At 26.2% G+C, this 26,859-nt stretch carries 16 protein-coding genes; 14 read left to right on the top strand and 2 right to left on the bottom strand.

Features of this window, described 5'->3' with window-relative positions:
- Positions 1-353: 353 nt before the first annotated feature.
- On the top strand, positions 354-1,076 hold the full coding sequence (locus tag ACYUET_RS07215) for a hypothetical protein (RefSeq protein ID WP_460278634.1): 723 nt from the start codon (positions 354-356) through the stop codon (positions 1,074-1,076).
- 568 nt (positions 1,077-1,644) lie between these two features.
- Positions 1,645-3,675, top strand: a complete 2,031-nt coding sequence (locus ACYUET_RS07210; RefSeq protein WP_460278633.1) for an N-acetylmuramoyl-L-alanine amidase — start codon at positions 1,645-1,647, stop codon at positions 3,673-3,675.
- Between the two features lie 70 nt (positions 3,676-3,745).
- Here ACYUET_RS07210 and ACYUET_RS07205 read toward each other — a convergent pair whose 3' ends face one another.
- Positions 3,746-4,666, bottom strand: coding sequence for a metallophosphoesterase (locus tag ACYUET_RS07205; RefSeq protein ID WP_460278632.1), 921 nt, complete (start codon positions 4,664-4,666; stop codon positions 3,746-3,748).
- A gap of 541 nt (positions 4,667-5,207) precedes the next feature.
- On the opposite strand from ACYUET_RS07205, the gene ACYUET_RS07200 reads away from it, so the two are divergent.
- The 4 genes from ACYUET_RS07200 to ACYUET_RS07185 all read left to right on the top strand — a co-directional run bounded on the left by ACYUET_RS07200 (position 5,208) and on the right by ACYUET_RS07185 (position 14,980).
- A complete protein-coding gene (locus tag ACYUET_RS07200; RefSeq protein WP_460278631.1) occupies positions 5,208-9,092 on the top strand; it encodes a leucine-rich repeat protein in 3,885 nt (1,294 codons plus the stop codon).
- Positions 9,093-10,191: 1,099 nt separating this feature from the next.
- A complete protein-coding gene (locus ACYUET_RS07195; RefSeq protein WP_460278630.1) occupies positions 10,192-11,547 on the top strand; it encodes a 6-phospho-beta-glucosidase in 1,356 nt (451 codons plus the stop codon).
- A gap of 186 nt (positions 11,548-11,733) precedes the next feature.
- A complete protein-coding gene (locus ACYUET_RS07190; RefSeq protein ID WP_460278629.1) occupies positions 11,734-11,871 on the top strand; it encodes a hypothetical protein in 138 nt (45 codons plus the stop codon).
- A gap of 301 nt (positions 11,872-12,172) precedes the next feature.
- A complete protein-coding gene (locus ACYUET_RS07185; protein WP_460278628.1) occupies positions 12,173-14,980 on the top strand; it encodes a sigma 54-interacting transcriptional regulator in 2,808 nt (935 codons plus the stop codon).
- Between the two features lie 447 nt (positions 14,981-15,427).
- Here ACYUET_RS07185 and ACYUET_RS07180 read toward each other — a convergent pair whose 3' ends face one another.
- Positions 15,428-16,393 carry a CAP domain-containing protein gene (locus ACYUET_RS07180; protein ID WP_460278627.1) on the bottom strand — a complete coding sequence of 322 codons (966 nt, stop codon included), beginning with the start codon at positions 16,391-16,393 and terminating at the stop codon, positions 15,428-15,430.
- A 1,727-nt stretch (positions 16,394-18,120) separates the two neighbouring features.
- Here ACYUET_RS07180 and ACYUET_RS07175 point away from each other — a divergent pair.
- From ACYUET_RS07175 to ACYUET_RS07140, 8 genes are all read left to right on the top strand, one after another.
- Positions 18,121-18,756 (top strand): accessory gene regulator B family protein, encoded by a 636-nt coding sequence (locus ACYUET_RS07175; protein WP_460278626.1) that lies wholly within the window; start codon positions 18,121-18,123, stop codon positions 18,754-18,756.
- Positions 18,728-18,901, top strand: coding sequence for a cyclic lactone autoinducer peptide (locus ACYUET_RS07170; protein WP_460278625.1), 174 nt, complete (start codon positions 18,728-18,730; stop codon positions 18,899-18,901). Before ACYUET_RS07175 ends, ACYUET_RS07170 begins: the two co-directional genes overlap by 29 nt.
- A 195-nt stretch (positions 18,902-19,096) precedes the next feature.
- A complete protein-coding gene (locus ACYUET_RS07165; RefSeq protein WP_460278624.1) occupies positions 19,097-20,407 on the top strand; it encodes a sensor histidine kinase in 1,311 nt (436 codons plus the stop codon).
- Between the two features lie 3 nt (positions 20,408-20,410).
- Positions 20,411-21,136, top strand: coding sequence for a LytR/AlgR family response regulator transcription factor (locus ACYUET_RS07160; RefSeq protein ID WP_460278623.1), 726 nt, complete (start codon positions 20,411-20,413; stop codon positions 21,134-21,136).
- Between the two features lie 192 nt (positions 21,137-21,328).
- Positions 21,329-23,353, top strand: a complete 2,025-nt coding sequence (locus ACYUET_RS07155; protein WP_460278622.1) for a glycoside hydrolase family protein — start codon at positions 21,329-21,331, stop codon at positions 23,351-23,353.
- 417 nt (positions 23,354-23,770) lie between these two features.
- Positions 23,771-24,517 (top strand): thioesterase II family protein, encoded by a 747-nt coding sequence (locus tag ACYUET_RS07150; RefSeq protein WP_460278621.1) that lies wholly within the window; start codon positions 23,771-23,773, stop codon positions 24,515-24,517.
- An 8-nt stretch (positions 24,518-24,525) separates the two neighbouring features.
- Positions 24,526-25,266, top strand: coding sequence for a 4'-phosphopantetheinyl transferase family protein (locus ACYUET_RS07145; protein ID WP_460278620.1), 741 nt, complete (start codon positions 24,526-24,528; stop codon positions 25,264-25,266).
- Positions 25,267-25,293: 27 nt separating this feature from the next.
- On the top strand, positions 25,294-26,847 hold the full coding sequence (locus tag ACYUET_RS07140; protein ID WP_460278619.1) for an AMP-binding protein: 1,554 nt from the start codon (positions 25,294-25,296) through the stop codon (positions 26,845-26,847).
- The last annotated feature ends 12 nt before the right edge of the window (positions 26,848-26,859 follow it).

Genomic DNA, 26,859 nt, shown 5'->3' with positions numbered 1-26,859 from the left:
CATACTAAAAATCTGTAACTAATTAGTTACAGATTTTTTTACTTAGTGTATTAATTCTTTTATATTAATGTTGACATAACTTTATACTACAATATAAAAGCTTGATTAAAATATAGTATTATTCTTAATAAATATATTTTGAGGAAAATATTATGTATATTTCACAAAGATTTCACAAAAGGGGTTTATTATATAAATATAACGAATTAAAGTATATAAGTTTCAATAAAGTTTGTTCACTAATATAAATCTTAAAATATTTATAAATGATCTAACCACTATTATGAGGAACTTATATAGAAAATTTATGATATATGGGTTTTGAAACTAAGGTAAAAAGGGAGAGATTAATTATGATAACTAAAAAGGTAATTGCTATTGTGGCTATAATGACTATGGTAAGTTCAGTTCCAGCTTTCGCTGCTGAAAAAGGTGCTAAGAATTCTCCAAAACAAGTTGTAAAGCAAGAAGCAAAAGCAATAAAACAACAAGAAAAAGCTAAACAAAAAGAAACAAAAGAATTAAAGAAACAAGAAGTAAAGACAGCAAAACAAGAGGCAAAAGTTGAAAAGCAACAAGCAAAACAGTTACAAAAACAACAAGAACAAGAACTAAAAAGACAACAAGTTCAAGCTATGCAACTTGCAAAGCTTAAGGAAAGAGCTACTAAACTTGGTGTAAATATAGATGGGCTTACAGTTGAACAAGCTAGAGTTAAATTAGCAGATGAAATCTCTAATAGATTAGTAGCAAAAGCAGCAGCTTTTGGAATAGATACTACTGGCCTAACAAATGAACAAATTAAGGAAAAAATAAAGTTAGCAATTGGAGATAAAAAAGAACTTATCTTTGATAAGCTTGTAGAGAAAGCAAAGCAATTAAATATAGATATTACTGGTCTTTCAATAGATCAAATAAAACAAGCAATAAAAGAAGCAGAACAACAAGCAATACAACCAGTGGTAACACAACCAACGGAAGTACAGCCAACAGAGGTTCAACCAACGCAACCAGTGGTAACACAGCCAACAGATGCGCAACCAGTAGAAGCACAACCAACAGAAACAGTTAGTTAGATTATTCCTCTTAATTTAAGAGTTATATAATAAAAGCGTATATTAGTGTTAGTCCCCCTAATACAATATAGATAAGCTTTTAAAATAAATTTATATTCTAAAATAATGTTAATATTGTAGGATAAACAGAATTCTTAGTTTCACATGAAGCTTGCCTTCAAGTGATAGTTAGAAGTTGTTATCCACTAAAGTAGTACCCCACTCAAGAGTGTGTCTGTTATAAAATTACAGATACTAGCTATGGATAAATAAAATACTTAGTTTAAGGTTGAGCTTGTCTTTAACTAAGTATTAAAAATCATCAATCAATATAAATTTTACCTCTCTACAATATAAATTTTTATTTAGAATATAGTAAATAAATAGAAGTCTATCCCAAATCTATAAAGATGTTTTGGGATAGGCTTTTTATTTATTGTCAACTGTAAATTGTTTATCAAAACATGTTATAACTAGTCTTGCATTAAAATTTATAATTCTTAAATTTTAATTAATTCTTTATGGTATAAATTGTAATTAAGTGTAAAAAATGATAGTATTTAAAAATGAGGGGAAGGGGAGAAGTGTTATGAAAAATAAGAATAAGATAATTGCTTTTATATTTGCCTTTGCAATAATGTTAGGATTATTTCCAAATATAAAAGTACAAGCTATTACTAATGATGTTTACATAATATCAGATAGTGAAGTTACTGCAAAACAAGCAAAAAAATGGGCTAAATCTAGAGGAGCAACTGAAACGTTTATTGATTTAGCAGATCTTTATTTTAAGTATTCCGAAGAGTGTGGAGATGTTAATCCTTCTATTGCATATGTTCAAGCAGCTAAGGAAACTAACTTTGGAAAATTTACTGGGGTACTTAATGAAAGTTTTTGTAATCCTTGCGGGCTTAAGACAGCAAAATCAGGAGCAGATGATGATAAAAATGCTCACAAAAAATTTGATAGTTGGGATGAAGGAGTACAAGCTCACATGGATCATTTAGCTTTATATGCAGGAGCAAGTGGTTATCCAAAGAGCGATACTTATGATCCAAGACATTTTGTAACTATTAAGGGAAAAGCAACTACAATAAAAGAGTTAAATGGAAGATGGTGTCCAAGTACTACATATGGAGATGAGTTATATAGTTTATATGATAGTTTACTTGTTTATTCAGGACTTAAAGAAGCAGATAATTCTAATAAAATAAACAATAATAGCAGTTCAAATGTAGATAAAAATAAAGAAAATAATCAAAATACATCTAATAAAAATGATATAACTAAAGTAAATATTCCTAATTCATCAAATGCAAGTGATGTTATTAAACAATCAGAAAATAATACCCCTAATATTACATCAACAAATGGATGGAAAATAGAAAATGGTGATTGGTATTATTACAAATCAGATAATACAAAGGCAACAGGTTGGATTAAACCTGATAGTAATTGGTATTATTTAAAAGATGATGGAAAGATGGCAACTGGGTGGCTTAATGATAATGGTACATGGTATTATTTTAAGTATTCAGGAAATATGACTAAAGGTTGGATTCAATTGGATAATTCATGGTACTTCCTTCAAGGGGATGGATCAATGGTTAAAGGATTTAAAAGAGTTGATGATAAATGTTACTTCTTTACTGATAGTGGAAAGATGAAAACTGGATGGGCTATGATAAATAATGCTTGGCATTACTTTAATAATGATGGAAGTATGGCAAGTGGTTTTATAAATGATGGAGGCAAATATTATTTGAACAACAATGGAACAATGGCAACAGGTTGGATTAACATAGGTAGTGATTCATATTATTTTGATCCAGTTTGCGGAAAAATGGTTACTAATATGGCAGTGGATGGTCATAAAATAGGTCCTGATGGTAAAAAAGTGATTATAGATAATGATTCAGATAAAGAAAAAGATAGTAAGTCAAATCCTAATGATAAAGACAAAAATAATAAAGATAGTAAAAATGATAGAGATAAGAAAGATAATGATGAAAAAATAATAGTGGTAGATGCAGGACATGATTATGGTCCAGATTATGGTTCTCAAAATACTATTAATGGAACAACTTATAAAGAAACAGTTTTAAATATTGAAGTTGCATCTAAACTTAGAGATGAATTAGAAGATATGGGCTTTGATGTAATAATGACAAGAGGAAGTGATGAAAGACCATCATATGAAAGTTTAAATGCAAGTCTTGCACATAGAGTAGATTTAGCAAATAATGAAAATGCAGATTTCTTTATAAGTATACATCATAATTCAGCAGTAGAAACTGCAAAAGGAGTTGAAACTTATTATAGTACAGCTCCTAAGGATGATAAATATGGTGGTGGAATAGATCAAAACAGACTTGAAATAAGCAGAAAATTAGCTAAGGCTATAAATACTAGTATTGTAAACCAAGTTGATACAAAAGATAGAGGTGCAAAGAGTGATTCAGAACGTACATTATTTGTCCTTAGAAATACTAATATGCCAGCAGTGTTAGTAGAGTGTGGATTTATAACAAATAAAGAAGAAGCAGAAAGATGTGCAGATTCACGTAGTCAACGAAAAGTAGCAGAAGCAATTGCAAAAGTTATTAAAGAAAATTTTTAATTTTAACTTGCCTCAGCATTACCTCAGGGGTACCCCTAAGGGTAAGGCTGGGGTATTAAAATCCACAATGTTATGGATTAACATTGTGGATTTTTTGAAGTGTTATATTAACTATTTCTGAACGGCTACCTATTCTTAATGGTGGCCCCCAAGTTCCGTAACCAGAAGAAACTACTATATTAAAGTTATTTTTTCTCATGTAACCATAATGGTTTTCAAAAATACATTTAGTTATAAGATTAAAAGGGATAAGTTGACCTTTGTGTGTATGTCCTGATACTTGTAAATCAATGTTTGATTCTAGACTTTCATTTATACTACTAGGGTTATGGTCAATCAGTATTATAGGTTTACTATTATCTATATCATTAATTATATCTTTTATATATTTTCTTTTCTCTTTAATTCTACTAATAGATACATCATCTCTACCCACTATATAAAAACTATTATTAATAAGTTTATAATTATCTCTTAAAACATTAATTCCTTCATTTGTTAGTAAAGAAGATAATTGTTCAATTTTATTGTCAAAAATATCATGATTACCTAATGAAAAAAATGTACCATATTTACTTTTAATTTTGCCTAATTGAGAAGCCATATTATTTTCAATAAAGGGTTTAATAGAACTATCTATTAAATCACCAGAAATTAATACTATGTCAGGATTTAAATTGTTTATTTCAGAAACCATATTTTGAAGTCTGGAATTTCCTATAATATCACCAAGATGTATATCAGATATTAGTACTATATTGAGTTTTTCTTCTTTGAAATCTTTATCTATTTTAATATCATAATTTTTAACATAAGAATTATTAGCATTAAAACTGCCTATGGCTACTAAAGCTATTATTAAAATGCAAAATATTAAAGAAAAAAGTAAGCTCTTATCTTTAATATTAGGGAAAAAGTTGAACTTTTTGTTTATTATCAAGAAAATATCTGTAATAAAGAAAAGTATTAAAAGATAAATAGATATAGCCATATAATGAATTCCTATATACATAATTGGACTGGATAAGTATTTAGGAAAATATTTATTTAATAAGGCGTAAACTATATAAGAAAAGGCTATAAACCAAAATAAAATCCAAAAAATTTTCTTATTTATTTTATGTAGATTAGAAATAGTTGAAAAGATACGTTTGCCTATATAATAATTTAATACTATAAATATAAGGAGAAAAATTATTATAAAGAATATATATTTAAAATTACGCATAAAACCCTCCATTAATTGAACTATTATTAAAGACTTCATAAATTTAATATGTTATTTTTAGTAAAGTTGTATTTTACATATGAACTTTGGCTCTATTGCTATGTTTTACTTATTTTTAAGTGTTTATACCTGTTTTAAAATAACGTTTACATTTTATCAATAACATGTATATAATGAGAATATATTACAAAATTAATATATTTTGAGAGATTGATATATGTATAATGATAACACATATATAAGATATCAAAAGTATTAAATTATTTGTAAATTAGAAATAAAAAGGTGATTGAGAGGGGTAAATATGTTAAGAAGAAATGCAACAATAGCGGGGATTATGGCAGTAGTACTTAGTACAAGCTTAGTAAATACTAAGGTGACTTTTGCTACAACTACTGCAATGGGAGACGTTAGTTCTAATAAAGAAGAGACAAGCTCGAAAGATACTAATAAGGATTTAGCTATAGCTTGGAAGGCAGATGAAGGAATAAAGTTTGATTCTGAAAAGAAATGTACTATTAAAAATATTATATTTAATGATATAAGTGAAGGAAATACTCATGCAGTTTCTGTAATCGGTAACACAATAAATGAAGAGCAAGCCGTAGCATTACCTAATTCTGTTGAAGTTGATGGAACAATTTATAATGTAACAAGTATAGGGGATAAGGCATTTTATTGTTGTGAAAAGTTAACAGGTATAACAATTCCGGATGGTGTAAAGAGTATAGGAAAAAATGCATTGTATAATTGTATTGGATTAACAAGTGTAGAAATTCCAAATGGTGTGACAAGTATAGAGGAAGAAGTATTTCAAGGTTGTAGAGGATTAACCAATATAACAATTCCAAAGAGTGTAACAAGTATAGGTAAACATTCATTTGATGGTTGTTGGAATTTGGAAAGTATAGTTCTTCCAGATGGTGTAACAAGTATAGGAAAAGGTGCATTTTATAGTAGTGGATTAAAAAGTATAAATATTCCCAATACTGTAACCAATATAGAAAACTATGCATTTTATAATTGTAGACTAACAAGTATAGTTCTTCCCAATAGTGTAACAAGTATAAATGAAGGTACATTTTATGGAAGTAACTTAACAAGTATAACAATTCCTGAAGGTGTAACGAGTATAGGAGCACAAGCATTTTATGGTTGTAAGGAGTTAAAAAGTTTAACAATCCCAGACAGTGTGACAAGTGTAGGAGAAAAGGCATGTGGAGATTCAAATATAACAGTAATAAAAGCAAGTAAAGAAACTATGGATAAATTAGATATTCCAGAATTTAATAAGGTATATTTTTATGATGAAGATAATTCAATGATACTAGAAGCAGGTTACGTAAAAACATACTATTCAGCAACAGGACTTATAGAGAATCCAACTAAACCAGGTAAAACTTTTAAAGAATGGGTTAATACAGATGCTGAATCAAAATCAAAGTTTGATGATGTTCGTAGTGAAACAAGCTTTAAAGCTACCTATGAAGAGGCTAAAACAACATGGAACGCTGAGAAGAAGTGTACTATAGGTAATATTACATTTAAAGATATAAGTGAAGGAGATAATAATACAGTTTCTGTAGTTGGTAACACAATAAGTGAAGATACGTCAGTAGAATTACCTAAGTCTATTAATGTTAATGGAAAAGATTATAGAGTAACAAGCATAGGTGAAAATGCATTTTATAATTTGGCAAAATTAAAAGGTATAACAATTCCAGACGGTGTAACAAGTATAGGTAAGAGTGCATTTTATAATTGTGAATTATCAAGTTTAATAATTCCAGAGAGTGTAATAAATATAGAGGAAGAAGCATTTGATGGTTGTAGAGGATTAAAGGAATTAACACTTTCAAAGGGATTAAAAAATATAGGAAATAGTGCTTTTAATTTCTGTAGTGGATTAACAGAGTTAAAAATTCCAGATACAGTAGAAAGTATAGGAAGCAGTGCATTTTATGGATGTAGTGATTTAAAAAATATAACAATACCTGATAGTGTGACAAGCATAGGAAAATACGGATTCTATGGATGTAGTGATTTAACAAGTGTAGAAATCCCAGGAAGTATAAAGAATATAGAGGAAGCTACATTCTATAATTGTGGTAGATTAAGAGAGGTAACACTTACAAATGGTCTAGAAAGTATAGGTAAAAATGCATTTTATAGTTGTAATGGAGGGGATTTTGTAACACTTCCAGATAGTATACAAAGAGTAGAAGAAGATGCATTTGCAAATTCAACCCTAAGAAGAATAAAAGCAAGTAAAGAAACTATGGATAGATTAGATATACTAGGTTTTAATAAAGTATATTTTTATGATGAAGATGGAACTACAATGTTAGGTTTTGGTTATGTACAACAATATATGTCAGCAAAATGCCTTGCAGATGAACCAACTAAAACAGGTAAAACTTTTAAAGGATGGGTTAATACAGATTCTGAATCAAAATCAACATTTGATACTGTTGTAAGTGAAACAAAATTCAAAGCTAGTTATACTGAAGATATTAAGGGTAAAATAGAAAGTATTTTAGAAGAGTTAAAGGTTGATAATAATACCACTTTAGATGATATTATAAATCAAGTTAAAGAAAGTACAGGAATTATAGTAACTATCTCAGACTTTAATAAGGAAGAAGCAACTGAAAATAAAGAAGGATATATAGAAGGAAATATTAATGCAAAAGAAAGTGATGGAAGTGCAATATCTGTTCACTTTAAGAATATAATAGACAAATTATCTAACAATAATGATTCAGAATTAGAAGATATGATAAAGGAAACTTTAGATGATATGTCTGTAGATAATGATACTACTGAAGATGATATTGTAGAGACTGTAACTCAAGTTACTACAGGTTCAGCAGTTAAGATAAGCGTTTCTGATTTTAAAAAGAAAAAGGCAACTGAGAATAAAAAAGGATATATAGAAGGAACTATTAATGCAGAAGAAAAAGATGGAAATATAGTATCAGTTTGCTTCAAGAAAATGATAGACAAATTATCTAATGAGAGTGGAAATTCAGAATTAGAAAATTTAATCAGAGAAACTTTAGATAAGATGTCTATAAATAATGACACTACAAAGGGTGAAATCCTAGATACATTAACTGAAGTTACTACAGGTTCAGCAGTTAGAGTAAAGATTTCTGATTTTAATAAGGAAAAAGCAACTAAAGCTAAGGCTGGATATATAGAAGGAACTGTTAATGCAGAAGATGAGGATGGAAATGTAATTGATGTTTACTTTAAGAAAATAGTAGCTAAGTTATCTAATAGTGATTCAAGTGGTGGTTCAAGTCATCATAGCAAGAAGAAATCATCAAAGAAAGATAATAGTTCTTCTAACAAAGAGACAACTATTAAAGAACAAACTGGTAATGGAAAAACAGCAGAACCAAGCAGTAAAGAGCTAGAATTAGGTTCAATGTTAAAAACAATAAATGATAACAAAGTTACATTAACCAATAGTTGGGGAGATAAAAACTTAAGTGGAACAATTTCAAATGTAGTAAATAAAGATGGAAAATATGAAGGTTCTATCATAACAGCTTCTGAATCAGGTATAGCTAAATTATCAATAGGACATGATGAAATTAAGGATTTAAAATATATTTATCAATATGATTCTGTAACTAAATTATTTATAAAAGTTCCAGTAGAAATAACTGTTGATGGAAATAATATAGAATTACCAGTAAAGAAAGATCAAACTTATTATATTGCAAAATCACCTGCAGCTGATAATGCTGTATTAAAGGAAGGCTGGAATACAGTAAATGGATCTACTTATAGAGTTGAAGGTTCAGAATTAAAGACTGGTTGGGTACTTGAAAATAATTCTTGGTACTATATTAATGATACTTCAAAAGTAAGAGTAGAGAATAATTGGAATTTAATAAATAATAAATGGTATGCTTTTGATGAAAAAGGTGAGATGAAAACAGGATGGCATTATAATAATGGAAACTGGTATTTCCTAGATACAACAACTGGAGATATGAAGACCGGTTGGAAACAACAAGGAGATACTTGGTATAATCTTGAAAGTAATGGAGCTATGTCTACTGGTTGGAAGAAGATAGATGGATCATGGTATTACTTCAATTCCAATGGCTCAATGGCATCAAATACAGTAATAGATGGATATGAATTAGGAGCTAATGGAGCTTTGACTGAATAAACTTATAAGATGAAAACTTTAAACAGTAATATAATTTAAAATTAAATCAAAATAGATGAGATTATATTAATTAATGATAACAATTTAGCGTGTAATATAAAATGGTGTGTAATTTATTTAGGGTAAACCTAAGTGTAAATTGCACACTTTTTATTAATTTTACACAGAATAGATGGAATAATATTTAAATTATATATGTTGTATATAGTACTTATTCAATAAATCAAAGAACTGCATACTCTTTTGTTGAAGATTTAAATTTGTAACATATAATAAAATAATTTACTTTAGATTGAAGTAAATTATTTTATTATATAATCTTTATTCTATGGCTAGTAGCTATAATTATATAACAACTAAACAGTTCTTAAGATGTTGTTTATTTAAGAGTAGAAAGACTTATTTAAGTATTAATCTAAAAGACAAGCTTTGCTTGAAGATTTACAATTCTATCTATATTATAATATCTAAACTTTTTTTAAATATTAATTTTAAATATATTAAAACTTGGCATAATAATTGCTCTATATAAATAGTGTAAAAAAGTATAATAAAGTACTTTTAGCTTCAGAAATTATAATCTGAAAGCGTGTAGTTGTTATAAGAATCTTAAAGTTAAATAAAGTGTGAATTTGCTTAAAATTTAAATTAGATTCTTCAATTAACAATAAACAAATTATATCTTAAGAAGGCTATGTTTTAAAATAATGTTGATATTCGCTGGTCCATGATCATTAAAGTACACTCCTCTTTTAATGATTGTTATATATGAATATTAACACTTAATTAAAACATAGCCATTAAAAAAGTTGCTTTATATACTTGTGTAAAAATATAAATAAAATTTTTAATTAATGATGTTATATTTTTTAATATTGTTAAAATTTTAGTATAAGGGCGAACTGGCATTAGAATTTGCTTTTTAGAACTCTTAATGAAGATTTGTACAATTAATTGCTTGTCAACAATCTTTGATTGGGAGCATGCATTAATTGGACTAAGCTTTATTTTTAGAGTTCTTAAAGTAAATTCCTCTGTCCATGAGCTTTATACTAAACTTTCAACAGTAATTTTAAATTAAAAATATGGAGGGATTTTTATGGATAATAAAAAGATAAAAATAGTTACTATTGGAGGGGGTTCAAGTTATACTCCAGAATTAATTGAAGGATTTATAAAACGTAGTAATGAATTACCTATTAAAGAGATATGGCTTGTTGATATTGAAGATGGAAAAGAAAAGCTAGAAATTGTAGGTGCTATGGCAAAAAGAATGGTTAAAAAAGCCGGGTTAGATTGGAAGATTAATTTAACTTTAGATAGAAGAGAAGCGTTAAAGGATGCAGATTTTGTATCAACTCAATTTAGAGTGGGACTTTTAGATGCAAGAATAAAAGATGAAAGAATTCCTTTAAGCCATGGGTTAATTGGACAAGAAACAAATGGAGCAGGAGGAATGTTTAAAGCATTTAGGACAATCCCAGTAATATTAGGTATAATAGAAGATATGAAAGAGTTATGTCCTAATGCATGGCTTATAAATTTTACAAATCCATCAGGAATGGTAACAGAAGCTGCAATTAAATATGGTGGATGGGAAAAAACAGTTGGACTATGCAATGTTCCTATTAATTGTATAAAGCAAGATAGTAAAGCTTTAGAAACTCCTGAAGAAGATTTGTTTTTTAAGTTTGGAGGAATAAATCATTTCCATTGGCATAGAGTTTGGGATAAAAATGGTAATGAAAAAACATCAGAGTTAATAGAATTATTATATAACCCAGAAAATGCTGATTCTAATAATGAGGCTGTAGTAGCTAATATTAAGGAATCAAAATTTTTATATGAACAAATAAAAGATTTGGGATTATTACCTTGTCCATATCATAATTATTATTATGCTACAGATGATATGTTAAAAGAAGAATTGCAAAGCTTTTCAAAAGGAGAGACAAGAGCAGAAGTTGTGAAGAGAACTGAAGCAGAATTATTTGAATTATACAAAGATGTTAATTTAGATTATAAGCCAGAACAATTAACTAAACGTGGAGGAGCTTATTATAGTGACTCTGCATGTGAAGTTATATCTTCAATATACAATGATAAAAAGAAAATAATGGTTGTGAGCACTCTTAATAAGGGATCACTTTCAGATCTTCCATATGATTCAGTGGCAGAAGTTTCAAGTATAATAACATCTCATGGTCCAGAGCCAATAAATTTTGGAAGATTGGATGTAGCACCAAGAGGAATGGTTCAATTGATGAAATCAATGGAACAATCAACAATCTTAGCAGCTATTAATGGGGATTATAATGAAGCACTTCATGCATTTACAATAAATCCTTTAGTCCCAAGTGGAAAAGTTGCTAAGGAAGTATTAGATGAATTATTGTTAGCGCATAAAAAATATTTACCTAAATTTGAAGATGTGATTAGTAAGTTAGAGAAGTAAATAAGTGCCACCTATTAATTGAAACACCGGGCAGCCACTTTTATTTATGTATAGAAAAATATAGAATTTCTGAATACTGAAAGAGTGATAAAATCTAAGGTAAATGAGATATTTTAAATGGACAATGGACGATTGACAATTTAGGATGAAATCACCTTGTTATTTCTAAGAAAAAGGAGGATAAATATGGAGATAGTTGATTCTTATTGGAATTCGGAATATTCTTTATACATTATTGCAAAAACATTAATGTTTATATTGCCAATAATCAGCATAGTATTGATTGGTATATTCATAAAAATAAATAAAATATCAAAAAAATAAAAAGAGCCATAACTGTCAATTGTCCATTGAAATGTTATTTTTAAGAATTGGCTATGTTTTAAGTGAATGTTGATATTATAGTATAAAGCTCATGGACAGATGAATTTACTTTAAGAACTCTAAAATAAAGCTTAGTCCAATTAATGCATGTTCCCAATCAAAGATTGTTGACAAGCAATTAATTGGACAAATCTTCATTGAGAGTTCTAAAAAGTAAATTCCAATGTCAGTTCGCCCTTATACTATAATATCAACACTGTTTTAAAACATAGCGTAAGAATTTAATAAAGGGGAGAATTTGATGGGGGTAGTAACTAGAAAAGAAACGGTTATGAAACATCTAATTGAGTTTGAAAAGAATAAAAAAGGAGGAGTAACAGCATCAGAATTAAGTTCGTACATGGGTTTAGATCGTACTAATGTAAGTAGATATTTAAATGAATTATATAAAGAAAAAAGAATAAATAAAAAAGAGGGTAGACCTGTTATATACAGTAGTATTGGAAGCTTAATAGAAGATGAAGTTTCAATAGAGAAAAATAAAATAAGTAAAATCAAAGATGATTTAAAAGAGAATAATTCTTTAAATAGAAATAAAGAAAATTTAGTATCAATCAATAAAGATAGTTTAGAAATGCTTGTAGGTGCTAAACATTCACTTAAGCTACCTATACAACAAGCTAAAGCAGCAATATTGTATCCACCTAGAGGCTTACACACTTTAATTTTAGGCGAAACTGGTGTTGGAAAATCATTATTTGCTGAGGTCATGTATTACTTTGCTAAAGAGTCAAATATGATAAGTGAAGATGCACCTTTTGTTAGGTTTAATTGTGCAGATTATGCAGACAATCCTCAATTAGTTGTGGGACAGATATTTGGGGTTAAAAAAGGAGCATTTACTGGTGCAGATAGCGATAAAGAAGGATTATTAAAAAAGGCAGATGGTGGGATATTTTTCTTAGATGAAATACATAGGCTATCTCCACAAGGACAAGAAATGCTTTTTACTTTTATTGATAAAGGATATTTTAGACTACTTGGTGATACAGAGAAAAAAATAAAAGCTGAGGTACAAATTATAGCTGCAACAACAGAATCTCCTCAATCATTTTTATTAAAGACATTTACTAGAAGAATCCCAATGACAATAGTTTTGCCCCCATTACGGGAAAGAAGTTTAAAGGAAAGATATTATCTTTTAAATGAATTTATAGTAGCAGAGTCTTTAAGACTTGGAAAGAGTATATATGTAAGTAAAAATGCAATTATATCATTTTTATTATATGATTGTCCAAATAATATTGGTCAATTAAAGAGTGATGTACAACTTTCTTGTGCCAAGGCATTTTTAAATTATAAAATAAATAAGGATAATTATATTTTAATAGATCAGGGAGAATTACAGCCTAGAGTACAAAAAGGGCTAATGAAGATTCAAGAGCATAGAAAAGAAATAGAATCTTTGGTAAAAAGCATGACAGATATTTTAAGATTTTCTACTGAAGATAATTTATCAAGAAATTTTGAATTAGAAGTTAGTGAAGAAGAAAATTCTTCAAATAAAAGTTTTTATTCAACTATAGAAAAAAAGATAGAAATATTAAAAAATCAAGGCATGGATGAAAAAAATATTAATGATATTTTAAATATTGATTTTGAACAGTATTTTAAAAAATATATAAACACAATAAATACAAGCTTTAAAAAAGACGAAATATCTAAAATTGTTGGTTTAAGAATAATAAGAGTTGTTGAGAAGATGTTGGATGTAGCATCTGAAAAATTAAAGAGAGAATTTAATCAAAAGGTTTATTTTGGATTATCACTTCATTTGCAAGGAAGTATTGAAAGAATTACATCCGGTAAAAAGATATATCATCCTAAACTTAATGTTATTAGAGTTCAGTGTAGAGAAGAATTTATTGTAGCAATGGAAATAGTTAAAATTTTGGAAAAAGAGTTTGATTTAGATGTTCCATTAGATGAGATAGGGTATGTTACTATGTTTTTATCTGCATGTGATTATGAAAGTAATGAGCAATTAGAAGAAAAAGTTGGTGTACTTGTTATGATGCATGGAAGAAGTACAGCTAGTAGTATGGTTGAGGTAGCTAATTCATTGATAGGCGAAGAATATATACAAGCATTAGATATGCCACTTACAATGAAAGCAGAAAGTATGCTTGAAAAGGCTAAGGAAACAATTAAACAAATGCATACTAAAAAAGGCTTATTGATTTTAGTTGATATGGGATCATTAATTAATTTTGGAGACATTATTAGTAATGAATTAGATATTAAAGTCAAAACAATTGATAGGGTAACAACATTAAGTGTTATTGAAGCTGGAAGAAAGGCAATAAACGGTAGGAATTTGAAGTCTATTTATAATTCATGCAAGGAGATAGGAAGAACATCTATCCAAATGCCAAAGGAAGATTACACTGGTAATAAAGAATTTATAATAATTACAACATGCTTTACAGGAGAAGGCGCAGCAGAAAGAATAAAATCTAGAATAAATTGCGGACTTAAGAATATAGAAAAAGTAAAGATCATACCTTTAGATATTTTAGATAAGGAAGATTTCTTAAAGAAGGTAGGTTTATTAAAAGAAAAATATATAATTTTAGCAGTTGTAGGAACAGTAAATATATTTATTGAAGGAGTTGCATTTATTTCTGCCCAAGATATTTTTATGGAAGAAGGAATAAAGCATTTAGATGAATTAATAGATATTGAGAGTGATTTTTTAAAAGTAAGAAAAGCGCTTACAAACGAAATAAAGGATTTAAATTGTATAAAATTAATTAGTGATATTAGAGAAATGATAAGGCAAATAGAGGAGAGCTTAAATGTTAAAATTCAGCATGATGTGCAGGTGGGAATTTTAATTCATGTTAGTTTTTTAATAGACAAGGTTAAGCGTGGTATAAATCAAATTGAATTTAAAAATTTAGAGGAATATCGATGTAAACATTTTAAAGAGTTTATATTAATCAGAAAGAATTTAGACGTTTTAGAGAAAATTTATAAAATAAAAATTTATGATGATGAATTAGCTTATATAGTTAGAATGGTTATAGAAAATTCTAATATAAATTAAGGTATTATTTCAATTAGTTAAATCTAATCTTTTTATTTTTTGTACAAGAAAAGTATAGAACTTTTAAAGTCTTAACTATTGATAAAATCTACTATTGAAAATCCAATTAGAGTAGCATCATTTTAGCAACACTTAGGATTTATTTATCCTAGGTGTTTTTTCATTCCTGTTTGTTTTTAGTCTTAATAGAATTATAAGCATTTTATATCTTTAAATATAATTTAAGTAAAGATAACCATGGATTAGATCATAATAACAAATATAGTTGTAAAAAAGATTTAAATAATAGTTTTTATGTAAAACAATATTCAAAAAAGGCAGAGATAAAATCTCTGCCTAAAATATATCATTTAAATTCATTTTCAAATTTGAATTGATGATTTTTTATAAAACTTATTTAGAATTTTGTTAAGTAATTTTTAAAATTAGTATATTTTAAAATGTGTCTTAGTTTGAGAATGTTTGTGTTCCCATATATTTATTATTATCTTTATCATAAATTACTCCTACACCAACTTTGGTATATGAAGGATTCATCATATTTGCTTTATGTCCTGGAGAATTCCACCATTGGTTAAATAATTCTACTGGATCATAAGTATTGTATGCTATATTTTCTGCTGTAGCAGTGTATTTATATCCGATTGCTTGTAACCAGTTTGTCCATTTAGTTCCGTCTGGATTTGTATGATCAAAAAAGTTATTTTGAATCATATCATCACTCTTATATCTAGCTACTTGTAATAAAGTATTATCCATAGTTAATGGTTTTAAGCCAGCTTGTACTCTTTTTTCATTCATTAATTGAAGAATCTTATTTTCTGCACTACTTTGAATACTTATAGAATACTTTTCTGGTAATTTACTTAATCCTGCTACATTTACAGAATCACCAGTTGTAGTTGGCGCATTTTCTTCCTTATTTACTGGTTTTTCAGTTGTAGTTGTATTTTGATTTCCAGTATTGTTTGGAGCTTTTGAATCATTTGATCCATTATTAGTTTCAGGTGCAGTTGGAACTTTTGTATCATCTACTTTTTTGTTATCTGTTGATGTATTTGGTACTTTTGAATCGTTTGATCCATTGCTAACTCCTGGTACTGTTTTATCATTTGATTCATTATTAGCTATTACTGAATTATTAGTGTTAGTTGGATTTGTCATCCATCCAAATTGTAGGTTACAGCTTGTCTTATTATTTTTTATATAATTATTTAAAGAATCTTCTAATTTTATTTTTCCATTTGAATCTAAGCAGAACCAAGTTCCATAAACTTTGCTCCAATTAGTAGTAATGTTACAATCGTTAGTATTATTTTTTACTGCTGCGGATACCCCTAATGGATTTAGGCTTGTAATTGTTGCTACTGCTACAAGACCTCCTAATATTCTTCCTAAAAAAGCTTTCTTCATTAGTTTCTCTCCCTCGCTATTTATTTTTAGATGTGTATTTAAATTTAAATATATTCATTTTTGTTAAATGTTTTTGTATATTCAAATTTGTTTCGCCATCCATGTTTCTTATACTAACATATATACGACATTTTTCAACAAACAAATAAGAGCATTTAAACAAATTAGCTTCTTTTTATCATGAAATTCTTTAATGATTCTAAAGAATACTCCTTAATTTTATATTTAATTTTTAATTTAATTAAATATATTTAAAAAATACATTTAAACTTATTGTTTTTTAGGTTATGTTTTAAAACAGTGTTGATATTGTAGTATAAGAGCGAACTCCCCTGTCCATGAGCATTATACTACAATATCAACATTCACTTAAAACATAGCCATTTTTTAAAATTCTAATCAAGGCTTAAGTATAAAATTAAAGTAATAATAAAAGCATTGATAGTACCACTAACTATCCAATTAATATTGAATTTAGACAACATGATATATATTAAAGTATGAAAAAGAATAATTAATGATAATATTATAAATTTTATTATCTATATATACTTATACTTTTAATTTAACAATATTTACATTACAATACTAATCTTAAATAAAGAAGTAACCCCTTTAATGTTATATTAAATTTATTAGTATTATTTTAATTGGAAGAAAATAAGTGTGATATTTTAGAATAAAAATATTATTATTAATGATTTTAAAATAAGAGAAATAAACAAAAATTAACTTCTATATTAACCAGTTTAGCTATGGATTTAACTGTAACTTAATTAGTAACTAAGAACATAACATAAATCGATACTAAATAGGTTACTAGTTATATTAGGAATTGTGTTACAAAATAATGTAACATAATTAATACTTAAACTCTTGAATATACTTGATTTAATAGTAAATAAACTAATATTAATTTATAAAAATAAATAGAATAATTTAATAATTTTAACTAAATAAAAAAGAGATAACCTAAAATTTAGATTCTCTCTTTTTACCTTAAGCAACATTGAATTTTTTGATTTCTCTTTGAGTTAATTGTGCAGAATCAAATTTTTCTAATAGTCCACCATTAACAAAGAAAGCTTTCTTTTCAATCATAAGATCTAACATCTTCATCATTAATATCTTATTAAAATATAGTTAAGAATATCAATTTAAATTTATATTAAAGTATTAACATTTACTCTAAATATAGCCAAAAATAACAAATTTAATTCTAAGAAAAATTAAATTTTAAATTCATGAAAAATGTATAAATACTAGATTAATTTAATTTTTTAAATAAATTGAAATTGTTTTTTAACACCATTTATAAATGTGTAATATCTATATTGATGAATAGAATGTTCAAAAATATAGATTGATAATATATATTACATTATTGAAGATTTAAATTTGCAACATATATAAATAAACTTCATTAAAACTATAAAAATTGTATATTTTTGCACCAAAAACATTTCACAAAATAATAATTTAGCGAAATGTTTAGTTGTGATTAGATATTATATATATTAAAAGATAAGAGTATCAGTTTTTATATATTTTGATATTTTAGAATATATTTACAAAAGCTTAAATTACTACTACGTTTTTTACAAAAATAAGAGCGGTTTTTACTAATAAGATGAAATTTTAAAACAATTATTATATAGTTTTTTTGATATATTATATTTTCAAAATTATGTCATTAAAAATAATATAATTAACTTGGGTGATGAGAAATGATATGTAAAACAAAATGTCAAACGAGCCTTATAGAAAAATTGGTAGAAGGAATTATAAAGAGGGTTAATGTAAAGGTAAAAAAAGAAGGTTTAGAACTTGCTAAAATGAAATTAGGATTAGAAATACTTCTTATAAATATAAGTAAATTTTTTATAGTATTTTTAATTGCAAGTTACTTTAATCTTTTAAAAGAATCGTTATTTATGACATTGGTTTTTGCTACTATAAGATCTACTGCTTTTGGACTTCATGCAAAAAATAGTATAGTATGTACATTAATAACAACTATTATGTTTGTAGTGGGACCATATGTAAGTTATCATATTAAATTAAATAATTATATAGTATTATTAGTATTTATAATTATGAATTTTTGTTTTTATAAGTATGCACCAGCAGATACTGAAAATCATCCTATATTAGGAAAAGATTTAAGACTAAAACTTAAAAAAACAACTGTTTTGAAATCCTTATTATTTATGGTTATTACGCTAATTATTAAAATTGAAGTAATAAAGACTATGATAATATTGGCAGTAGGCTTTAATATTATAAGCATATTGCCAATTACATATAAAATATTAAATAGGGGGTATAAGAATTATGAGAAATATGAGAAAACACATTGCTAATACAGGGGAAAGATTAGGTGATAAAATAATTAATGAATTATGCACCTTTTCGATAAAAGTAGGTGAAAAATCTAGAGGAAGATGTGCTGCATTTAGTGCATATGAACCTAAGATCCCAATGGAATTATTAAGAGAAGAAAAGTAAATAAGGGCATCTTAAAATGATTTTTAATCATTTTAAGATGCTTTTATTTTATGCTTTAGCATTTAGAAAATCATCTGTTAAATTGGGTAGTCATCAGTAATCAAGCAATTTACATAAAATTGAGAATTTTAGAATAAATGTATAATATTGTGATATAATGTAATAAAATAGGATAAAGGGAGGAGATAAATAAAAGTGAATACATATATAGCAGCTTTGGGAGCAAGTGTTATTTTATTTTTATTGATGCTAAATTTAAGCTCTCTTAAATTTAATATAAAAGAGTTTATTGGCATAATTTCTTTAGGACAATGTTTTAATATGATTATATTACTATTAAATTTAAGTGAATATATAGTAATGATACCTATGATTGTTGTACCAGGTTTTTTCATATATAAAAAAAATAAAAATATAGCTATAAGTGTTGTACTTTCTATAACTTCAATACTTATATATATACTTTCTGATTATATAATAACAAACTTTTTTATTTCATTTGGTATTGGTCCAAAGGCAATAAGAGAGAGCATTAAATTGTATTTAATCTTATATGCTTTAGAATTCCCGATGGTATTTTGTACGAGCAAACTTTTAGGAAATTTAATTAATAAAAAAATTAAAACTTCAAAGTTATTTTTAAACAGAAAATTTAGTATTTTAATAATTGCAAGCTTAGTTTTAACTACAATTATTTTTTATACTAATATTATATTTGAACATAATACCAATTTAAGAATAGAACTTATAAAAGTAAATGGAATTCTATTCCTGTCATATTTTATACTACTTATTGTAACTATATATATATTAATCACAAGTATTACTAAGGAAATAAATTTAAAACATAAACACATTCAATTTGAAAACCTACAAGAATATACAACTAATTTGGAAAAGTTATATACAGATATGAGGAGCTTTAGACATGATTATATAAATATAATATCATCTTTAATAGGATATATACAGAATAAAGATATTGATGGACTTGAAAAATACTTTGATGAGCATATATTACCTTTAAGTAAAGGCGTTGAATCTAATAATTTTAAAATAGGCGTTCTTAAAAATGTGAAAATTACTGAAATTAAAGGTATTTTATCATCAAAATTAATGAGAGCACAGGAATTAGGGATAGACACATTTATAGATATTGTGGAGCCTATTGAAAAGATAAATATGGACATTATTGATTTAAGTAGAGTTATAGGAATTTTTCTTGATAATGCTGTAGAAGCTGCATTAGAATGTGACAAGCCTTCTATAAAATTTGCTATTATAAATAAAGAAAATTCTATACTTATAGTAATAATAAATAGTATAAATAAGGAAATTCCAATATATAAAATTTTTCAAAAAGGTTTTTCTACGAAGGGTAAAAACAGAGGATTAGGCCTTTATAATTTAAAAGAAATTACAAATAAATATAATCATGTTTCTCTTGATACGTTAATAGAGCATGGAGAATTTAAACAACTTCTTCAAATTGGAAAGGAGATATAAAAAATGCTTAAAGTATTTGTATGTGAAGATAATAAAGAGCAAAGAGAACGATTGTCTAAAATAATTGAGAATATTATTTTAATTGAAAATTATGATATAGAACTTGGTTTAGTTACAAGTGATCCAAATGAACTTATTAATTATATAGCAAATAATGATTTATCAGGGTTATATTTTCTTGATATAGATTTAAAAGCGGAAATTAATGGGATACAGCTTGCAACAAAAATAAGAAAATATGATCCTAGAGGATTTATTGTATTTGTAACTACTCATGCTGAGATGAGTTATTTAACCTTTATATATAAAGTTGAAGCTATGGATTATATAATTAAGGATAATTATAATAATATAAGTGAAAGAATACATCAATGTATAGAAGATGCCCATACAAAATACTCTGCAAAGTCAACAGAGCTTCAAAAGATTTTTTCTATAAAATCAGAAGATAAGATTGTAAACATAGAGTATAGCAAAATACTGTTTTTTGAAACATCGCCCAAAATTCATAAAGTTATAGTACATGCTACAGATAGACAGATAGAATTTTATGCAAAGATGAAAGAAATTGAAGAAAAGCTTGATGATAGATTTTATAGGTGTCATAAATCCTTTATAGTTAATAAAGAAAATATTAGAGAAATTGACTTAAATAATAGATGCATATATATGATAAATGGAGAACAGTGTCTTATATCAACTAGACTTATGAAAGGATTAAAAGCTTAACTTTGAAAATCCCTTGTGTACATTAAAATGTTCACAGGGAATTTTTTTACTTAAAATCTAAAGATATAGATGAAAATGACTAAAAATTTGGCGAATATTATAAATTTAATATTTAAGCTTAAATTCATGTTATATTCTTTTTATGCCCATAATAAGGTTAATTTTAGTAACAGTAAAAGGGGGGATTAGATTATGTTATCAAAATCAGATCCTTGTGATGAGATTAAAGAAATCATCAATTCAATTTTAATTAATAGATATTCTGCTTCAGTTACAACAGTTATTATAAATAATTTATTTAGAAATATATCAGATATTGTATTTAATGAAGAAGAGTTTTTTAAAGATATTTTAGCTCATTTTAATAAGTATAAAATAGAAAAGAATAAAATTGAAAAATATCTAAATTTAATTATTAAAACTATGAATTTAACTAAAAAAAAATTTCCTCAATTAGAAAAAGAGAAACTTAAAAAGAAAGGATCAAAAATTAAAAGAATTAAAGTATTATTAGATAATGAAATATCTATTTTAACATTTACAGATGGTAGTAAAATTTTATTTTTAGACGAGAGCATTTTAAAAAAACATTCTCTATTTAATGAGATTATTTGTTATTTAAATAAAAAAATTGCTAAAGAAAATTATCTAGATGTTAAAAAGATTGTACATTGTAAAAAATACGGTTTTTTAGGAGCTTCAGCATTTGTTAACGATAAGGATTTAGCTAAATATTATTTTAAGTCTGGAGAATTGCTGGCAGTATTGTATTTATTATGTTGCAAAGACACAAAGAAGCTATTCTCTTTAACAAATCCTATTATTCAAAATAAATTTTCAGCTAGTAATGTTGCCAATCATATATTAGAAGTTTCTGTGTATACAATTGATTTTTTGCCTTTTAACAAAAGATATTTAAATCACTATGATATAGAGGCTATAAAGTCAGGATTTGAGTATATGTATAATGTTATGGTAAGTAATAAGATTGATTTTATATTTTTTATAAAAGATATATTTATTAATGATATTAAATACCTAGGTAACGTATTAACTAAACTTAATATACTTAATAAAGAAGACTTAAAAATGCAATTGTATCTTATAGATGTTAGATTTTCAGAAAATGAGTTTTATAGAGATCAGATTATTTTTTCAGATGATGAAAACACTGGAATAATAGATAGAAAAAAATTTATTAGACTTGCTGATAGTCTAGGTGATTATTTAATAAAAAAGAGTATAATTGGGTATAACAATGAGAATATAAGCAGGACTTGGATAAATTCAATACTATATGGTTTGGGTAAAAAAACATGTAATGCATATAACATAAACAATGGAATAGCATTATTTTTTGTATACTTAGGTGAATTAACAAAAAAGAAATATTTTATAAATGTAGCTTTAGAAATCATGCAGGAATCTATAGATTCTATAGATAACATGGGTGAATATTCCAAATTTTTATTTTATGAACTTTTTACTCTTTCCGAAATATATTCTATTACTAAAAGTAAAACAATAAAATCTACTATAAATAAGGGCATTAAAATAATTAAAGAAAGTAAGAAAGAACATATTTCAGCTAGTAATATGGTAGTAATATTAGCTATTTATAATAATATTGAATGTAATAAAATTCAAGAATTAATATTAGATTTAGCTAATTTATTATATAAAAATATAAAGTTTGATGATCAGTGTGAAGAAACTTTAGCTTTTTTAATAAATTTTATGAGTATAACGAAAGATAAAGAAATAAAAAACACTATAGAAAAATTATTAGACTTTCAAAGAAAGAAGTCTTTAGATAAAAACTACTTTAAGATGTTACTTAATAGGATCAGGTTAAAAGAATTAGAATATGATGATAATTTAATAAATGAAGAAATAAATGAAGGTTTAAACTATATAATTAATAATGGATTTGATGATAATTCATTGTTTATTGATGAGATTGTAAATATAGAGATTTTGGAATATGCTGCAGAAGTATTAAACAATAAAGAACTTAAAAATAGATGTGTTAATACTTTTAATGATATGGTAAATAAGATTATAGAGCCTGCTATTTATGATGAAATACATTATGGAAGTAAACCTATATCATTAACAAAAGGTATAACAGGATATGGATATAGTTTAATAAGAAAATGCAGTAATATAAATATAGATCTAATATTTATATATAAATCATGGAAAAGTATAACATAAAAACTTTATTAAACAGACAGTAATGATAAAACAGATAATATCTCATTATGTCTAAATACGGTTAAATAAAAGAGTAAAAATTCTACACCTATATTAATTAGTTAGGTGTAGAATTTTTACTTTTTTTATTCTTTAGGAAATTATAATTTTTTAGTTTTGCCTTATATGATAATCAGTTAAGTATACAAAAAATAGAAAAAATTGAATAAAGTGTTCATATAATGTAATTTTTGCTAAATAGGTCTAATTTTATCTCATTTAATATAAATAAAAGAGATTTTATTATAGTTTAAATATAATTAAGAACACATATGTTACTATTTTAGCATAATAAAAACATTTATGATTAGTTAAATTGTACTTAAGTATTTAAGTATAAATGATGCTATGTGAAGAGTAATTAGGAGGTAAATACTAATGACAGATAAAACAAATTCATTTTTTTTAACAGCTCCTCGTGAATCGGATAAACTTCGTATTTTTTGTTTTCCTTATGCAGGTGGGGGAGCATCAATATATAAGAATTGGGAAAAAAATCTACCAGTAGGTGTAGGGGTATATCCAATTCAATTACCAGGAAGAGAAAATAGGATAATAGAAAAAGCTTATACAGATATGAATGAGTTAACAGATGCTATAGTAAAAGCAATTATTCCCTATCTTGATAAAAAATTTATTTTCTTTGGACACAGTTTAGGAGCAAAAATTTTATATGAAGTAACTTGTGAACTTCGTGAAAGATGGAGATTAGAGCCTTGTCATATTATTGTGTCAGGAAGTCGTGCGCCTCATATTTCTGAACCAAGACCATTACATGAATTATCAGATGAAATGTTTATAAAAGAATTAAAAAGATATTCAGGATTGAGTGAAGAATTCCTTCAAAATGAAGCATTAATGAAGCTATTTTTACCTATATTTAGAGCAGATTTTACTTTAGATGAAAAATATATCTTTAAGAAGAGAGAAAAATTTAACTTTAAGATTACTTCATTTAATGGTGATTCTGATATAGAGACAGATTCAGAATCTGTGAAAGCATGGGATATGTATACAAATGTAGGGCTTGATGAGAAAGTTTTTAAAGGCGGACACTTTTTTATTAGTACAGATGAAGAAAGTGTACTTCATTCAGTTTCAGACATAGCTATTCAGTATTTATAAAGAGAAAAATGAAATATTCACATAAAGATGTTCCTAAAAAATTATTAATTAAATATTGTAATACTGAAGAAGTGTTTGAAACTTTAGACATTTGTAAAAATGAAATTCATATATGGGTAGCAGATATGAATAGATTACGAGGAAAAGTTAAATATTTTTTTAATCTGTTGTCATTTAATGAAAAAGAAAAGGCACAAAAATTTAATTTGATCAGAGATAGAGAACGATATATTATTGCACATGGATTTTTAAGAATACTTTTATCTAAATATCTTAAAATTTCTGCATGTGATTTAGTTTTAACTAAAGGTAGACATGGAAAAATAGAACTTGATAAAAATCAAAATAGTAAAAAAATATCGTTTAATCATTCTCACTCAGAAAATAGGGTTGTACTTAGTTTTACAAAATTTGAAGAAATCGGTGTAGATGTTGAAAAAATTAGAGAGATTCCAAATTGTGTTGAATTAGCACAAAATTTTTTTTGTAGAAATGAGAGTTTGAAAGTTGAACAATCCAAAGATGATAAAAAATTGGATGTTTTTTTTAAGTTATGGACTATAAAAGAAGCATTTGTAAAGGCAACTGGTGAAGGATTAAGTCAGTCTTTAGATTCTTTTTGTGTATCAAGCAAAAATTCTTTTAAAATATTTGAACTTAATAACTGGTTAGAAAAATCAGAGTGGGAATATTTATTACCCAATATAGATAAAAATTATGCTTGTGCTGTTGTTATTAAGAATAGATAGAATGTAAGACTTTGGAGGCAAGAAAGTATGTATAAGAAAAAAACATATAATTGTATTGATCATAAGACAATGAATGAGTGGCTTAGAGAGTGGACTTTTAAATTCGGTATGAATACAGCAATAATAGATGAAGGAATAAGATATTCATATAAGGAGTTAGAATTGTATGTTAATAAACTTGCAAATGGATTGCATAGTATTGGAATTAAAAAAGAAGATAAAGTTATTGTACAATTACCTAACAGTTTTGAATTTGTAATGAGTTGTTTTGCACTTTTTAAAATAGGTGCTATACCAATTATTGCTGTTCCAGGACTTATGAAAAAAGAACTTGAAAAAATAATTGAACATGCACAGCCAGTGGCATATATACATCCCATAAATTATATGGGATTTGATTATTTAGATATGACAAGAAATTTAAGCAGAAGATATTCTTCAATAAGTTATACATTATCAGAGAAAGACATTATGAATATTGCAAAGTCAAGTTCTAAATTAGAAAATATAGATTTTGCAGATCTATCATATGATGATATCGCCTTAATTTTATTATCTGGTGGTACAACAAATATCCCTAAATTAATTCCAGTTACTCATGGAGCACTTGCTTATCATGCAAGAATGGCAGGAGAAAGATGTAGATTAACAAGTGAAACTAAGTTCTTAGCAATTTTACCAGTTGAACATAAGTTAACATTATTTAGTCCAGGAATAATGGGTACGTTATTTGCTGGAGGAACAGTAATAATGAGTAGAAGTGTTAGTTATGAAGATGTTTTTCCACTTATAGAAAAAGAAAAAGTTAATATGACAGCACTTGTTCCTACTTTAGCAAAGATATGGCTTGAAGTTTTAGAATGGGATGATACTTTTGATATATCTAGCTTAGAATATGTTATTGTGGGTGGAGCCTTATTAGATAAAGAAACAGCAACAAGACTTATATCTACTGTTAATTGCAAATTAATTCAAGCATATGGGATGTCAGAAGGATTTTTAAGTCTTACAGATCCTGATGATTCAAAAGAAGTTATATGTAATTATCAAGGAAAGCCAATATCTCCATATGATGAAATAAAAATTGTTGATGAAAATAATAATGAGGTAGGTGTAGGGGAAGTTGGACAGTTACTTGTGAGAGGTCCTTATAGATTTGAAGGTTATTATGGAATAAATAACAAAGGATTTTTTACTGATGATAATTTTTTCTACACTGGAGATAAGGTTAGGATTAATTCTGAAGGTTACTTAAAAGTAGAAGGCAGGATTAATGATCAGATAAATAGATGTGGGGAAAAAATTACTCCTTCTGAGATAGAAAAATATTTAAAATCATATGAAAAAATAAATGATGCAATTGTAATAGGAGTGGCTGATGAATTACTTGGAGAGAGATGTTGTGCTTGTATAAAAACAGAACATAAAGTAATACAACTATCTGAAATACATAAGGTATTTACAGGGTTAGGAGTAGCACAATATAAAATTCCAGATCAAATACTATTGGTTGAAGAATGGCCTTATACAAAAATAGGAAAAATAAATAAGAATAAGTTAAAAAAATTGGCTCTTATGTAATTTTGATATGAA

This window comes from Clostridium sp. CTA-5, from assembly GCF_054768135.1.
This window is presented reverse-complemented; position numbering and strand designations above follow the sequence as displayed.